Source organism: Salegentibacter agarivorans, from assembly GCF_900113135.1.
GTDB classification, from domain to species: domain Bacteria; phylum Bacteroidota; class Bacteroidia; order Flavobacteriales; family Flavobacteriaceae; genus Salegentibacter; species Salegentibacter agarivorans.
Genome location: NZ_FOOH01000007.1, coordinates 42,496 through 57,489, shown reverse-complemented (window position 1 = coordinate 57,489; position 14,994 = coordinate 42,496). Strand labels below are relative to the sequence as shown.

Annotated in this window: 14 protein-coding genes; 6 read left to right on the top strand and 8 right to left on the bottom strand. The window is 37.3% G+C overall.

All coding sequences use genetic code 11. The features are described 5' to 3' along the window. Nucleotides 1–85: 85 nt before the first annotated feature. Complete coding sequence (locus tag BM084_RS06755; RefSeq protein ID WP_075325970.1) at nucleotides 86–1,096, top strand: glycosyltransferase family 4 protein; 1,011 nt, start codon at nucleotides 86–88, stop codon at nucleotides 1,094–1,096. A gap of 342 nt (nucleotides 1,097–1,438) precedes the next feature. Next, complete coding sequence (locus BM084_RS06750; protein WP_075325971.1) at nucleotides 1,439–2,833, top strand: exopolysaccharide biosynthesis polyprenyl glycosylphosphotransferase; 1,395 nt, start codon at nucleotides 1,439–1,441, stop codon at nucleotides 2,831–2,833. A gap of 47 nt (nucleotides 2,834–2,880) precedes the next feature. On the opposite strand, the gene lnt is transcribed toward BM084_RS06750, so the two are convergent. Continuing rightward, the gene (gene lnt / locus BM084_RS06745; RefSeq protein ID WP_075325972.1) at nucleotides 2,881–4,473 is read right to left on the bottom strand and encodes an apolipoprotein N-acyltransferase; all 1,593 of its coding nucleotides are present in this window, start codon (nucleotides 4,471–4,473) and stop codon (nucleotides 2,881–2,883) included. 382 nt (nucleotides 4,474–4,855) lie between these two features. Here lnt and BM084_RS06740 point away from each other — a divergent pair, with 382 nt between their 5' ends. Beyond that, entirely contained in the window at nucleotides 4,856–5,614 is a 759-nt protein-coding gene (locus tag BM084_RS06740; protein WP_093303960.1) for a CDP-alcohol phosphatidyltransferase family protein, read from the top strand. Between the two features lie 139 nt (nucleotides 5,615–5,753). Here BM084_RS06740 and lptB read toward each other — a convergent pair whose 3' ends face one another. The 4 genes from lptB to BM084_RS06720 are packed head-to-tail and all read right to left on the bottom strand — an operon-like array spanning nucleotide 5,754 to nucleotide 8,685. Beyond that, nucleotides 5,754–6,494 carry an LPS export ABC transporter ATP-binding protein gene (gene lptB, locus BM084_RS06735; protein ID WP_075325973.1) on the bottom strand — a complete coding sequence of 247 codons (741 nt, stop codon included), beginning with the start codon at nucleotides 6,492–6,494 and terminating at the stop codon, nucleotides 5,754–5,756. Between the two features lie 45 nt (nucleotides 6,495–6,539). Further along, complete coding sequence (locus BM084_RS06730) at nucleotides 6,540–6,890, bottom strand: carboxymuconolactone decarboxylase family protein (RefSeq protein WP_075325974.1); 351 nt, start codon at nucleotides 6,888–6,890, stop codon at nucleotides 6,540–6,542. A 2-nt stretch (nucleotides 6,891–6,892) separates the two neighbouring features. Next, the gene (tatC, locus tag BM084_RS06725) at nucleotides 6,893–7,720 is read right to left on the bottom strand and encodes a twin-arginine translocase subunit TatC (protein ID WP_075325975.1); all 828 of its coding nucleotides are present in this window, start codon (nucleotides 7,718–7,720) and stop codon (nucleotides 6,893–6,895) included. Next, nucleotides 7,720–8,685 carry a KpsF/GutQ family sugar-phosphate isomerase gene (locus BM084_RS06720; RefSeq protein WP_075325976.1) on the bottom strand — a complete coding sequence of 322 codons (966 nt, stop codon included), beginning with the start codon at nucleotides 8,683–8,685 and terminating at the stop codon, nucleotides 7,720–7,722. Before BM084_RS06720 ends, tatC begins: the two co-directional genes overlap by 1 nt. A gap of 84 nt (nucleotides 8,686–8,769) precedes the next feature. Here BM084_RS06720 and recQ point away from each other — a divergent pair, with 84 nt between their 5' ends. Next, on the top strand, nucleotides 8,770–10,968 hold the full coding sequence (recQ, locus tag BM084_RS06715) for a DNA helicase RecQ (protein ID WP_075325977.1): 2,199 nt from the start codon (nucleotides 8,770–8,772) through the stop codon (nucleotides 10,966–10,968). A gap of 141 nt (nucleotides 10,969–11,109) precedes the next feature. On the opposite strand, the gene BM084_RS06710 is transcribed toward recQ, so the two are convergent. Both BM084_RS06710 and BM084_RS06705 read right to left on the bottom strand, forming a co-directional pair. Further along, on the bottom strand, nucleotides 11,110–11,892 hold the full coding sequence (locus BM084_RS06710) for a hypothetical protein (protein WP_075325978.1): 783 nt from the start codon (nucleotides 11,890–11,892) through the stop codon (nucleotides 11,110–11,112). A 30-nt stretch (nucleotides 11,893–11,922) separates the two neighbouring features. After that, nucleotides 11,923–12,657 carry a class I SAM-dependent methyltransferase gene (locus BM084_RS06705; RefSeq protein ID WP_093303957.1) on the bottom strand — a complete coding sequence of 245 codons (735 nt, stop codon included), beginning with the start codon at nucleotides 12,655–12,657 and terminating at the stop codon, nucleotides 11,923–11,925. 35 nt (nucleotides 12,658–12,692) lie between these two features. Here BM084_RS06705 and BM084_RS06700 point away from each other — a divergent pair, with 35 nt between their 5' ends. Beyond that, nucleotides 12,693–13,187 carry a YkgJ family cysteine cluster protein gene (locus BM084_RS06700; RefSeq protein WP_093303821.1) on the top strand — a complete coding sequence of 165 codons (495 nt, stop codon included), beginning with the start codon at nucleotides 12,693–12,695 and terminating at the stop codon, nucleotides 13,185–13,187. A gap of 151 nt (nucleotides 13,188–13,338) precedes the next feature. Further along, nucleotides 13,339–13,710 (top strand): four helix bundle protein, encoded by a 372-nt coding sequence (locus BM084_RS06695; protein WP_093303819.1) that lies wholly within the window; start codon nucleotides 13,339–13,341, stop codon nucleotides 13,708–13,710. Nucleotides 13,711–13,753: 43 nt separating this feature from the next. On the opposite strand, the gene BM084_RS06690 is transcribed toward BM084_RS06695, so the two are convergent. Beyond that, nucleotides 13,754–14,986, bottom strand: a complete 1,233-nt coding sequence (locus BM084_RS06690) for an exo-beta-N-acetylmuramidase NamZ family protein (protein ID WP_093303816.1) — start codon at nucleotides 14,984–14,986, stop codon at nucleotides 13,754–13,756. Nucleotides 14,987–14,994 lie beyond the last annotated feature (8 nt).

The following is a 14,994-nucleotide window of genomic DNA, read 5'->3' as shown; positions in this document are numbered from 1 at the left end:
ATGCTGGACCCAAAGATTGGCCACAAGCCGAAGTATAATTATAAATTTGTTCCTAATTCCAACCTTGGGTTAAAAATATAAACAGATGAAAAAACTGCTTTATATAGGCAATGAACTGGAAGACCGGGGCGGGGCGCCAACTTTTATAGATAAATTATCTCCATTATTAAAAAATGAAGGTTTTGAAGTAAAAACTTCATCTTCCCATAAAAATCAGGTGCTGAGGTTATCTGAAATGTTAACTTCTATTATTAAAAATAAAACCTGGGTAGATTATGTGCTAATTGATACCTACAGTACGCGAAATTTCTGGTATGCAGTGCTGGCGGCCCAACTTTGTAGAAATTTACAGCTCGATTATATTCTTTTACTCCACGGTGGTGAACTTCCGATGAGATTAAAAAAAAATCCTCAACTATCTACCTCCTTATTTAAGAATGCTAAACAAAATATTGCGCCTTCACGCTATCTTTTTGACATATTTCACAAAGCAGGATTTACAAATCTGAAATATATTCCGAATTCTATTTTTTTAAAAGATTATCCGTTTAAGCCGAGGAAAGTCTTAAAACCAAAACTCCTTTGGGTTCGTGCTTTTGCTGAGATCTATAATCCGATACTTGCACTCCAGGTTTTGGAAAAACTTTTAAAAGAATTCCCTGAAGCCGAACTTTGTATGGTGGGTCCTGAAAAAGACGATTCTTATAAGGAATGCGTGAATTATGCTAAAAAAAATAAGTTACCGGTAAAATTCACTGGAAAATTAAGCAAGTCTGAATGGATCGCACTTTCAGAAGGATATGATATTTTTCTAAATACAACTAATGTAGATAACACCCCTGTAAGTCTAATTGAAGCAATGGCTTTAGGTTTCCCAATCATTTCTACAAATGTAGGTGGGATTCCTTACTTACTTCAGGATAAAAAAACAGGTTTGCTGGTGCCGCCAGATGATAAGGAATCAATGCTAAGTGCCATTAAAGAATTACTTATAAACCAGGATTTAGCCGAAAAAATTAGCAGAAATGCCCGACAGCAGGCAGAAAAATTTGATTGGGAAATTGTGAAAAAGGATTGGAAAGAAGTTTTAGTATAAATATTCGCTTCTCTGGCTGTATTATATAAAAAAAGCTGCCTAAAAAGTAAATAATAGACGTCATCCTGAACTTTTTCAGAGCCTGCTCCGAAATTTTTTCGGAGATCTAAGCTGTTTTAAGTAATAACATGTTAGAAGCTGAAACAAGTTCAGCTTGACGAAACCAGGTCTTTCCGGAAAGTATCTGATTTTTTCCGCACAGCGTAAAAGTTGGTGGGTTTCTTCATTTTAAGCAAAAAGATATTCGTGCCTTTGTGGCCAAAATACTCCTGTTTCATTTTCCTGTAATAAGAATGGTAGAAATCAAAAAAATTCTATCTTTAGCCCGTAAGTAGGTAAGCTATGTCCCAACGGCCACTTGTACATTTTGAAATCTCTGAGCGTAAGGTATTACTACGTTTGTTAGACTCGCTTTGTATTTTAACCTGTCTCAGCCTGATAGGAATTATCTTTGAATTCGATTATTTTAGAATAGATTCACAAAACTGGTATTGGACCCTCGTTTTACTCCTTTATTTTAATCTTTTTGCCAGCATTTTTGAACTCTACGATCTTCAAAAAGCGTCAAATTTTGATAGCGTATTGCAGAACTCATTGTTAAGCTCTGGAGCAACGGTTTTGTTCTATATCCTTACGCCTTTTTTAACGCCAAGTTTGCCTGAAAATCGCTTGCAAATTCTCTTTTTCTTTCTCGCAATTTTGATTCCGCTGTTACTATGGCGACTGGTTTATATTACTTTAATTTCTTCTCCAAGGTTTTATAAGCGGGTACTGGTGGTAGGCAATTCTTTTGATATAAACCTTATTAGCTCCGATCTTCAAAAATCTGATCCGAATTACGTGGTGGTGGGTTATATTAAAACCGAAGACCGGATTTCTTCAGAAATAGATGAAGATAAGCTGATTAGGTTTGAGGTGGAAGACCTTACAGAAGCTATTAAAGAGCATCATATAAACGAAATTGTGGTGGCCAGTGGCTACAAAGAAGGTTTGATGCTGCCATTGTATAACCAGTTAAGTGTTTTGCTGAAGGCGGGTTTTCCTATTAAAGATTATACACAGGTTTACGAAGAAATTACCCAGCGCATTCCCGTGCAGCACGTAGATAAAGATTTTTACCGATATTTTCCTTTTAGCCGAAGTAATCAGAATAAATTTTATCAATTTTTCTTTAGAATATTCGATATTATTATCGCGATAATAGGGCTAACTTTTTTGATACTAATGCTGCCAATTATTTTAATAGCTAACTTTCTGGGAAACCGTGGATCCCTTTTTTATAGGCAGGAAAGGATTGGTAAATATGGAGAAGTTTTCAGGATTTTGAAGTTAAGAACTATGGTAAAGGATGCCGAACCTAACGGACCTCAATACGCCCAAAAGAACGATTTACGCACTACTCGCTTTGGAAAGTTTTTAAGAAGGTCTCGTCTAGATGAAATCCCGCAGTTTTATAATGTATTAAAAGGTGAAATGAGCCTGATTGGGCCTAGACCGGAAAGGCCGGTTTTTGTGAATGAATTATCTAAAGTAATCCCTTTTTACGAAACGCGACACGTGGTAAAACCGGGTTTAACCGGTTGGGCGCAGGTAAAAGCAGATTATGGGAATTGCCATACCGATAGCCTGGTAAAGCTTCAGTATGATCTCTATTACATAAAACATCGCGGAATTTTTCTTGACCTGAATATTATCCTGAAAACCTTAAGCACGGTAATTTTTTTCCGGGGACAATAGTTCAGTTCTCAGTTGGCAGTGCGCAATAGCAGTAAGCATGAAAAGCTTTATGAAGGCCTGTTTCGTTTATACTTTACTATCGCAAAGAGAAAAATAAACAAAGCCAGGAATTGCGCTACTCTCGCTAAATAATCTCCATATTCTACGTAAAAAGTTTTTTCTGAATTAAGATGAATATCAGCCTTGATGCTGCCTTGTTCCTCATAACCCAGACTTTTTGTGATTTCTCCTTTTTGATTGATAAATGCTGAAATCCCAGTATTTGCACTTCGCACTACATCGCGACGGGTTTCTATGGCACGTAATTTAGCATAACTAAGATGCTGTTTGTGGCCTTGTGAGTTTCCCCACCAGGCATCGTTCGTAATAATGCTAAGAAAATCTGCGCCATTTTCTACATATCCTGTTACATATTCTCCATAAACGGATTCGTAGCAAATAATGGGGCCCGTAGCCGAATTATTATCCAAAGCGAAAACTTCCCGGTCTTCCTGTGTGGTCTTCATCGCTACGGTGCCACCGAGATCTATCATAACATCACCTAAAATAGGTTTCAGGATTTCCTGATAAGGAAAGTTCTCTACGCCAACTACGAGTTTAGATTTATGATAAAGCTGCGGAATATCTTCCGTATTCATTAAAAAAGCCGAATTATAATCATCATACCAGACGTTTGGCCCTAATTGATTGCTTTGTTCCCTAACTTTTGCCGGATCACTGAACCTTTCATAAAAAGAAATCCCACTAAGAAAATTAGTTTGAGGATATTTATTTATAAGTTGTCTGGAGAAAAAAGCTGCTTCAGATTGTTCAAAATTTGGCAGCACGGTTCCATCGGCAAAAACGGTTTCTGGAGCTAAAATAAGTTTAGTTTTCTCACTCACTTTTTCTTCACTGAGCTTCAGTAGTAACTCGCCAATCCGTGTATCGGTGGTATTGTATTTTTCGGTATACGGATTAATATTTGGCTGCAGGATAACCACTTCCATCGTTTCTCCTTTTTCTTCAACCTGGCTTAATAATAAATAGGAAACACCAATAGGGATTAAAATCAGTAATACAATTTTGAAGATTCCACGGTAAATAAAATCTTTATACTTGAATTCTTTGTAGAGTAATACCGCTTTAAAGCAAGCGATATTGGCGAGCCAAACCCAAAGTGTGCCGCCAAAGGTTCCTGTATATTCATACCACTGCACCCAGTTTTGGAATTCAGAAAAAGCATTTCCCAGGTTTAACCAGGGCCAGGAAAATTCCCAGGCGAGATGCAGTTTTTCGAAAACTATCCAAATACTAACCAAAAAGGCTGATGCAGCGCTAAATCCGGTACGTTTTGCTACTATATGATAGAGCAAAAATACCAGTGCCATTAGGAGGGAATTTACCAGGACGGCAAAAGCACCGCCAAATGCGGTAGAAAAATAGAGCCAGTATGTTGTAATGAGATTCCAGAGGAAAAAGCTTAGATAAGCCAAGCCAAGCACCCTCCATTTAATATATTTCTTTTTTGAATTTCTAACTTTAAATTCTGCATAGAGCATTGGGACAAAGGCAAAAAATAAAAGCAAAGGAAAGCCATAAGTTGGCCAGGCAAATGCTAATAAAAGTCCGCTTGAAATTGCATAAAGAAGGTTTTTCATACTTAGGGAATTCTGTTCAAAAATAGCAAACTATTATATTTTAATCCTTCATTGAGGGATTAATTCCCGACACCTGCCCGGAATGGCGGGCTTGTACCGAGGGTCAAGATTTTTTTCCGATTCCCGAGGTTGTGTGAAACGCCAGATTTCGTCAAGCTGAACTTGTTTCAGCTTCTAACATGGTTTGATTATCAACATCTTAGATTCTGAAATAAATTCAGAATGACGATTTGCAAAAAAAATCAGTCATCTTTATTTGGATTTTAATAATTTCTTTGAAGTTAAAGCTTTTGTAATTGTTCTTTCTGAAATTAAAAAAACTTGTAGAAACAGGTGGCAATTGATTAGTTTAGTGTTTCAGAAATCAATCTATGAGCAATCTATGAGCATAAAAAGACATATTCCGAATTTAATTACGCTTTTAAATCTTCTCTGCGGAACCATCGCGGTTATTTTCGCTGTACAGGGGAGTCTCATTATGGCCGCTATTTTTGTAGCCGGAGGAATTTTCTTCGATTTTTTTGATGGGCTTGCAGCCAGAAGCTTAAAAGTTTCCAGTGATATTGGGTTGCAACTTGATTCTTTAGCCGATGTTGTTACCAGTGGAGTAGTGCCGGGAATTGTAATGTATCAATTGCTAGATAACGCCTTGCCGGGAAATTCGGGGGTAGAAAACACGGGTTGGGAAGTGAATACCGGTTGGTGGGATTGGAATTTTAATACGCTTGCTTTAATTGGTTTGCTCATTTCTTTAGCCTCGGCTTACAGACTGGCGAAATTCAATGTAGATGATCGTCAAACCGATTCATTTATTGGCGTTCCCACTCCGGCAAATGCACTACTGGTTTTAAGTTTTCCACTTATTTTAACTTATCAACCCGATAGTTTTTTAACCGGTTTAATTTTAAATGAATGGTTTTTAATTGCTATTACGCTTCTTAGTTGTTATCTCTTAAATGCCGAAATAAAACTTTTTGCCCTTAAATTTAAAAACTGGGGATTTGCCGATAATAAAGTACGATACTTCTTTCTTTTATTATGTTTGGTGTTAACCCTGGTATTTCAGTTTGTAGCCGTACCCTTAATTATTTTTAGTTATGTGATTTTATCGGTGGTTTTTCCGAAGAATGAGGAGGTATGATAAAGGTTTTTAATGTAGGTATACTTTTTATATTTTATTTTTAACGCAGATCGTATCGTCACCCTGAACTGGTTTCAGGGTATAGGTTGTTTCGTAATAGATGCTGAAACAAGTTCAGCATGACGTTCTTTTGTAGTTTTTACTTAAATAACTTCTTTTTTCTTAACTCAAAGTTTTGTCCCAGGTAAACTTTTCTCACCATTTCGTCTTCGGCGAGTTCTTCGGGTTGGCCGTGCTTTAGGATGCTTCCTTCAAACATCAGGTAAGTTCTGTCGGTAATCGCCAGGGTTTCCTGCACGTTGTGATCGGTAATAAGAATCCCGATATTTTTATCCTTTAACTGTGCTACAATTCTTTGAATATCTTCTACAGCAACGGGATCTACGCCGGCAAAAGGTTCGTCGAGAAGAATAAAGTTAGGATCGGTTGCGAGGGCACGGGCAATTTCGGTACGGCGGCGCTCTCCACCACTTAAAAGGTCACCACGGTTTTTTCGAATATGGCCTAAACCGAATTCTTCAATTAGGGTTTCCATTTTATGGTGACGCTCTTCTTTAGAAAGATCTGTGAGTTCCAGTACACTCATAATATTGTCTTCAATACTAAGTTTTCTGAAAACCGAAGCTTCCTGGGCTAAATATCCAATCCCGTGCTGTGCTCTTTTGTACATTGGATATTTAGTGATATTAACCTGGTCTAAAACAATTTTTCCGGAATTTGGCTTTATTAGACCCACAATCATATAAAAAGAAGTGGTTTTACCGGCACCGTTTGGTCCCAGTAATCCAACAATTTCTCCCTGGTTTACTTCCAGCGAGATTCCTTTTACAACTTCTTTTCCTTTATAGGCTTTAACTAAATTCTCGGCGCGTAATTTCATTCAAATAGCATTTTAGAGCTAAGTTACATTTTTTATGCCAGCCTGTTATTCTTTAGATTCCTCTAAGGCTTCCCAGTATTCGTGGGCACGACGCAGATGAGGGATTACAATTGTACCTCCAATTAAAGTTCCAATACTCAGGGTTTCCATAACCTGCTCTCGGGATAAACCTTCTTTGTAACTGGATTCTAAGTGGTATTTTACACAATCGTCGCAACGTAAAACTAATGAGGCAACAAGGCCTAATAATTCTTTTGTTTTTTTATCTACCGCGCCTTCTGTAAAAGCGTTGGTATCTAAATTAAAAATCCTTTTGAGTACTTTATTGTTCTCACCAAGAATTTTATCATTCATCTGCTGACGGTAAGCATTGAATTCGTCAACTTTATTAATCATAGCTATTTTTTATTAAATTTTCTTTGTTCTTGTTTGTAGATTACTTTTGAAATAATAATACTTACTTCATAAAGTATCAATACCGGAATTGCCACAATTATCTGGCTAACAATATCTGGAGGGGTGATTATTGCTGAAAGAATTAGCACAATTACCAAAGCATATTTTCGGTATTTTTTTAGGAATTGTGGCGTTACCACTCCAACCCGGGTAAGGAAATAAATCACAATAGGGAGTTCAAAAATAAGTCCGCTGGCTAGTACTGAAGCTCTAACCAAACCTATATAACTACCCAAATCAAAATCGTTGAAAACCGTTTCACTGACCTGATATTTTCCGAGGAAATTTATAGATAATGGCGTAACCACATAGTAACCAAAAATTACTCCTATAAAAAATAACAGGGAAGTAATAAATATAAATCCTTTGGCATGTTTGCGTTCATTATCGTGCATTGCCGGGGCCACAAATAACCAAAACTGGTATATTACATAGGGAAAAGCAATAATAAACCCTGCCGTTATAGAGGTCCAGACGTGGGCTGAAAATTGCCCGCCCATGGTTCTACTTTGAATTCTAAACGGCATCTCGTCAAAACAGAAACCGGCATCTAAGCCAAGCGAAGTAGAAATTCGGCAAAGAATATCATAAGAGAAAAAATCGCCTCTACTGGGGCCAAAAAGTAATACGTCAAAGATAAATCCCTTTAAAAGAAAAGCTATAGAGCCTGCCACAACAATTGCTACAACAGATCTTATTAGATGCCATCTTAAATCTTCTAAATGGTCCAAAAAGGACATCTCTGGTTCAGGGGTGCCAATTTGCTTCATTATAAAATTCCTTCTCGAATTAGGTTATGTATATGTACTACACCCGCGTAGGTTTGGTTATCCAGGGCAAGTAACTGGGATATTTTATTTTCTTCCAGCATTTCTAAAGCGTCTACCGCCAGGGAATCGTGGTCTATGGTTTTTGGCGCGGGACTCATAATATCTCTTGCTGTAAGATTTTTGAATTCGGTATTGTTTTTAAGCATTCGCCTAATATCTCCATCTGTGATTATACCAATAATTTTATTGTTTTCAATTACTGCGGTAACTCCAAGCATTTTTTCTGAAATTTCTATTATTGCATCGGTAACTGAAGTTTCTGGTGAAACCCGGGGTTTCATATTTTGTGCGGTAATATCGCTTACCCTCAGGTAAAGTTTTTTACCAAGCGAACCACCGGGATGGTATTTTGCAAAATCCTTTCTTGAAAATCCTTTCAATTTTAAAAGACAAATTGCCAAAGCATCTCCTATAACCATTTGTGCCGTTGTACTTGTTGTAGGTGCCAGGTTATTTGGGCAGGCTTCTTTTTCTACATAAGAATTCAATACATAGTCAGATTCCCTTCCAAGAAAAGATTCTTTATCGGCCGTAATTCCTATAAGTAGATTATTGAAATCCTTAATATAAGGTACCAGTACTTTTATTTCAGGGCTATTTCCGCTTTTAGAAATACAAATTACGACATCGTCTTTTTGTATGGTTCCCAGGTCTCCGTGAATAGCGTCTGCAGCGTGCATAAAAATTGCAGGTGTGCCGGTAGAATTAAGTGTAGCTACTATTTTTGTGGCAATTACGGCACTTTTTCCTATGCCGGTTACAATTACCCTTCCTTTAGCTTTATATATTTTTTCTACGGCTTCGGCAAACTCACTATCAATAAAATTTTCCAGGTTTGCAATTGCTTTGGCCTCAATGGAAATGGTTTCTTTTGCAGCAATAAGGATTTTTTCCTTCAGTTTCAAATTTAGATAAAATTAAGGATTGTGAGTTTAAAGAAATATGTATCTTTAGTTATGCAAATGTATGTAAAATTGTAACACAATTGAATGAGTTTGACGGAAATTGATTTACACCAACAGCTAAAGAAGTACTTTGGGTTTAGTCAATTCAAAGGCCTTCAGGAAGAGGTGATTACCAGTATAGTGAATAAAAATAATTCGTTTGTGGTAATGCCGACCGGAGGAGGGAAATCCCTATGTTACCAACTCCCTGCGTTGATTGAAGAAGGAACGGCAATTGTGGTTTCGCCCCTTATCGCTTTAATGAAGAACCAGGTAGATGCTATACGTAGTATTTCTGCAGAGCACGGCGTTGCGCATGTGCTAAATTCCTCTTTGAATAAAACCGAAGTAAAACAGGTTAAGGAAGACATCGCTAACGGTGTTACCAAGCTGCTTTATGTAGCACCTGAATCACTTACCAAAGAAGATCATGTTGAGTTTTTAAAACAGCAAAAGATTTCTTTTTTGGCTATAGATGAGGCGCATTGTATAAGTGAATGGGGTCACGATTTTAGACCAGAATATCGAAATTTACGAAGTATCATAAAACGTATAGGCGATAATATTCCAATTATTGCCCTTACGGCTACAGCGACTCCAAAAGTACAGGAAGATATTTTGAAGAATCTTGGTATTCCAGATGCAAATACCTTTAAAGCGAGTTTTAACCGACCGAATTTATATTACGAGGTACGGCCAAAAACCAAAAATGTTAATGCGGATATTATCCGTTTTATCAAACAGCACCGCGGTAAATCTGGGATTATCTATTGTTTAAGCAGGAAAAAGGTTGAAGAGCTCGCACAAACACTGCAGGTTAACGGGATTAATGCCGTACCCTACCACGCGGGGCTGGATGCCAAAACCCGAAGCAGACACCAGGACCAGTTTCTTATGGAAGAAATTGATGTTGTGGTGGCTACTATTGCCTTTGGGATGGGAATAGATAAACCAGATGTTCGGTTTGTGATTCACCATGATATTCCAAAAAGTATAGAAAGTTATTACCAGGAAACCGGTCGGGCAGGAAGAGATGGTGGCGAAGGCCATTGTTTGGCTTTCTATTCTTATAAAGATATTGAAAAGCTCGAAAAATTTATGAGCGGAAAACCAGTAGCCGAACAGGAAATTGGTCACGCTTTACTTCAGGAGGTAGTTGCCTATGCAGAAACTTCCATTTCCCGCCGAAAGTTCATTTTGCATTATTTTGGGGAAGAGTTTGACAGCGAAACCGGCGAAGGCGCCACTATGGACGATAACGTTAGGTATCCTAAAAAGCAACATGAGGCTGGCAAAGAGGTAGAATTACTTTTAAAAACAATAAAAGAAACAAAGCAATTATACAAATCTAAAGAAGTTGTAAAAACACTTATAGGAAAATCTAATGCGGTTATTTTATCACATAAAACCGATGCTCACCCACTGTTTGGAAAGGGAAAAGACCGGGATGGGAAATACTGGATGGCTTTAATTAGGCAGGCTTTGGTAGCCGGTTTATTAAAGAAAGATATAGAAACCTATGGCGTAATAAAACTTACTTCTAAAGGAGAAGAATTCTTAGAGAATCCAACTTCTTTTATGATGACAGATGATCATATTTTTGATAGTACTACTGAAGCTGTTCCTACTGCAAGTCAGTCGGGAGGTTCTGGGGTCGATAAAACCCTGGTGAAAATGCTGAAAGATCTTCGGAAAAAAGTAGCAGTAAAAAACGAGGTGCCTCCTTTTGTAGTTTTCCAGGATCCTTCGCTGGAAGATATGGCTATAAAATATCCGGTAAATATTGAAGAGCTTACCAATATTTTTGGAGTAGGCGAAAACAAGGCCAAAAAGTTTGGGAAAGAGTTTGTAGAACTTATTCAGCGTTATGTAGATGAAAATGAGATTGTTCGTCCAGACGATTTGGTGGTGAAATCTACCGGAGCAAATTCAGCTTTAAAATTATATATAATTCAGAACGTAGACCGCAAATTACCTTTAGATGATATTGCTTCTGCCAAAGGAATGGAGATGAAGGAATTCATCAAAGAAATGGAAGCAATTGTTTACAGCGGAACCAAGTTGAATATAAATTACTGGATAGACGATATTTTAGATGAAGATCAGCAGGAAGAAATTCATGAATATTTTCTGGAAGCTGAAACCGATAAAATAGATGAAGCCATCCAGGAATTTGATGGCGATTATGACGATGAAGAACTTAGGTTATACCGCATTAAATTTATAAGTGAAGTAGCGAATTAGATTGTAAGGGTATAGGAGTATTTAATCGTCATCCTGAACTTGGTTCAGGACCTAAGATGTTTGTTGTTTGTAGTTCTAAACAGGTTAGAAGCTGAAAAAAGTTCAGCTTGACAAGGAGTTAAACTTGACAAAGATTCAAAACTATCGTCCCCCGGCAGCTTGCAGATCTCTAATACAGTGCATTCCTAATTGTGGGATACGCCCTCCTTCAATTTCATCAATAATTCCGCTTCCAAATTCTATAGAAGCGCGCATCAGGCAGTCGGGAACATTGCAATGGCCTTCGTTATCATCATCTTTATGGTCAGATTGCGGTTCGGTACCAATATCTACCAGGCCAAATAAATGCCCAAATTCGTGGTTTAAAACTGCTGCTTCTATATCACTTTCAATCGGAGCGTTAGGCCTTGCCGCAAAATCTTCAATAGTTCTTCCGAAAATCACCATAGATGTATTTCTAAAAGCTGAACCCAGGGTGAATTTATTTTCTTCGTCTTTTTCACTTTTTCCGTCAGCAAAATAAATATACACCGCAATTTCATCTCCCGCATTGTACACAGTACGGGTTTCTTTTTCTATTTCTACAATTTCCTCTATAGAAAAAGGAGCTTTGCCAGATGAAGAAACTGCTCTTAAACTAATATTTATACCATCGGGTTTAAAAGTTCGTTCTTCAAGAAAACTTTTAAAATTTGATAGAGCTGCCTGGTTAGGAGCATACCCGTTAACATAAACAATTTCTATATTCATTGAAGTGAATTCAGCATCGCTTAAAAGGTGGGAAGCTGAATCTCCCAAACCTTGCAAATTTGCTGTTTTATCTATTCCAACCACTCCATCATCATCATTTTCACCTGAATCTGAAGTACAGGAAAAGCTAAACAATATAATTAAAAGAAGAAGGCTGTATTTGTATTTAGACATTGAAAAAGCAATTTTGGTAAAAATATAAATTTATTGTTTTAAAGCTTGTAATTCAGCTAAATAATCGTAGTGTTTTCCCTCTTTTATTCGTTTACAACTAAAGTTATTGGTTTCAGCGGCAAATTTTAAAGTTTGAAAATCTATATAGAGCCAATTGAAATAAGCAGAATTTTCTCCTTTATAACTCACTTTAAATTCCAGTTCACCGTAATATGCAGCTTCAGAGTCTACCCAAATTCCGCCATCTTCATCCCGGTCAAATAAATAACTTAAATCTGAAGAATCTAAAAGGACTTTACCATTGGGATTTAGCAATTCCCTGGTTTTTTTAAAGAATTTGTCAAGCTGGTTGAGCTTGCCAATTATTCCGCTGCCATTCATTAGCATCAAAATGGTATCAAATTTTTCATTTTTCAAATCGAAAAAATCAATATTTCGAGCATCTTTAATTCCGCGTAGACGGGAAATTTCTATAGCTCCTTTAGAGGTATCAATGGAAGTCACCTGAAGGTTTTTTTCTTGCTGAAGATAAAGCGAATGGCTTCCTGCGCCGCAGCCAACATCTAAAACTTTTCCCTTTGCAAGTTGCAGCGCTTTTTGCTCTAAGGGTGGCATTTCAGCATAATTTCTGAACAAATAGGGAACAGGAATTACATCATCATCAAAGTCGGGGGAATGTACCTGGATATCTGTAGTATCCTTTTCGTAATAGTAAGCGGAAATAGCTTTTCCAAAAATGTCTTTTACTGAAGTTTGCTGATTCATTGATAAGGTGTAGCTTGGTTTTATATCTTTGCCCAATGGAAGAAATTCTAAAAAATCTCCCTGAAAAGGCCAAAGATAAGCATAAGGAAAATAAAAAGTTTTTTGCAAAGCTTAGAAAAAGGCCGCCAAAAGATTTGGATAGGCAGATGCAGGAAATGCACGAGGAAGAATTTTCGCGCACTAATTGCCTGGACTGTGCAAATTGCTGTAAAACTACCGGCCCTTTATTTACCAATAAAGACATAGAGCGCATTAGCAAGCATTTAAAATTAAAGCCGCAACAGTTTATTGAGCAGTATTTGCGAATAGATGAAGATAATGATTATGTGCTGCAACAAGTGCCCTGTACTTTTTTGGCTGCAGATAATTACTGCCTAATTTATGATGTGCGACCAAAAGCCTGCCGGGAATTCCCGCATACCGACCGGAAAGATTTTCATAAAATCTCTAATCTTACTATTAAAAATACGGCTATTTGCCCCGCTGCATATAATATTGTAGAAGAGATGAAGAAGAGGGTTAAGGGGTAGAAGGATTATTTTTTAGGGTTTGGGTTTGATTAGATTGTAGGTTTTTTCTGGATTGTGCCTTTATTGTTGCGCGGTACGGGTTGCGTGTTTCACGGTTTTATTAAATAACACTAAAATTCTAAATTAGAGAATTACTTTAAATTCAAAAAATATGAGCTCGAGTTACCGTGATCTTGATATTTATAATGCTTCCCTGAATTTATTCTTTAAAATTCATTCTCTAAGTTTAAAGCTTCCCAAATATGAATTGTACGAATTGGGGAGTCAGATAAGAAGATCTTCAGATTCTGTAGTTACAAATATTGTTGAAGGTTATGGAAGAAAACGGTACAAAGCTGACTTCATTAAGTTCTTAATTTATTCCCACGCCAGTAATGATGAAATCATTTTACATTTTAATAAGTTATTACACCTTTGTCCTGCTATTATGGGACCTCATCAAGACCTAGTTAAGGACTACGAAATTCTGGGAGCAAAAATTAATAAATTCATTCAATATGTAGAATTGAACTGGAAAAGTTAATATTCCGAAACCCGCAACTCGCAACTCGTATCCCGCCACGCCCTTAATAAATTAGGTATTGCTTTCTTTTAACTTCAAAATTTTCCAAACCTTGCTGCCAACTATCCCTTATTTCTTTAACAGATAAACCAGCTTCAATTTGAGTTTGTAATTCTTTGGTTCCCGCCAGTTTTGTGAAAAAAGCATTGAAGAATTCATCTCTATTCGCGGTGTTTTCATATGCTTCAATTAGCCATTCTAAATTTATTTGATCTACCCGCGCTATTTCACTAAGATCCCGTCCATAGCATTTTTTCCCGAGATGTTTTGGGCTTTTTGCGCCAGGCTTAGATTGTGGAGTATAGGTGAAATCAAAATAATTTTCATCTAAAAACGGCGAGCCGAATACCTGGAATTGTTTGTCGGTGCCACGACCGGCGTTCACATTGGTACCTTCAAAGAAACATAGACTTGGGTATAAATTTATTGCCTGTGCATTGGGTAAATTTGGTGAAGGTTTCACCGGAAGATCGTAAGCTTTGGAGTGGTCGTAATTTTCCATTTCAATTACTTCCAAATCGCATTGAATGCCGTCTTTTAACCATTTTTCGCCATTAATCATTTTTGCGTATTCTCCCATGGTTAAGCCGTGAACGGTTGGAATTGGATGCATTCCTACAAAACTTTTAAACTCGGTTTCCAGGATGGGGCCGTCTATATAATGTCCGTTTGGGTTTGGGCGGTCAAAAACGATAAGTTGTACGTCATTTTCGGCGCAGGCTTCCATCACATAATGTAAGGAAGAAATATAGGTGTAAAAACGGGTTCCTACATCCTGTAGGTCAAAAATTAATACATCAAGATCTTCTAGCTGTGCTGCTTTCGGCTTTTTGTTATCGCCATAAAGCGAAATTACCGGTAAGCCGGTTTGAGCATCTTTACCATCTTCTACTGCTTCCCCGGCATCAGCAGTGCCACGAAACCCGTGCTCAGGGGCAAAACCTTTTACCAGATTCACTTCTAAGGCCAGCAAAGAATCTACTACATGGGTAAATTCTCCCGCTTCATTTTTCATAATTGAAGTCTGGTTTCCTACAATCCCCACTCTTTTTCCATCCAGTAAAGGAAGGTAAGCTTCGGTACGATTGGCTGCGAGAATAATGTCTTTAACAGCAGTTTCATCTTGATTATTTATTGCAATTTCTTCTGAAGATTGCTCTTTCTTATTTTGGTTTCCGCAGGAAAGAATACCTATAAAAGCGAATAAAAATGTACTTTTGAATAACCTTTTAAGCATCGTGATAA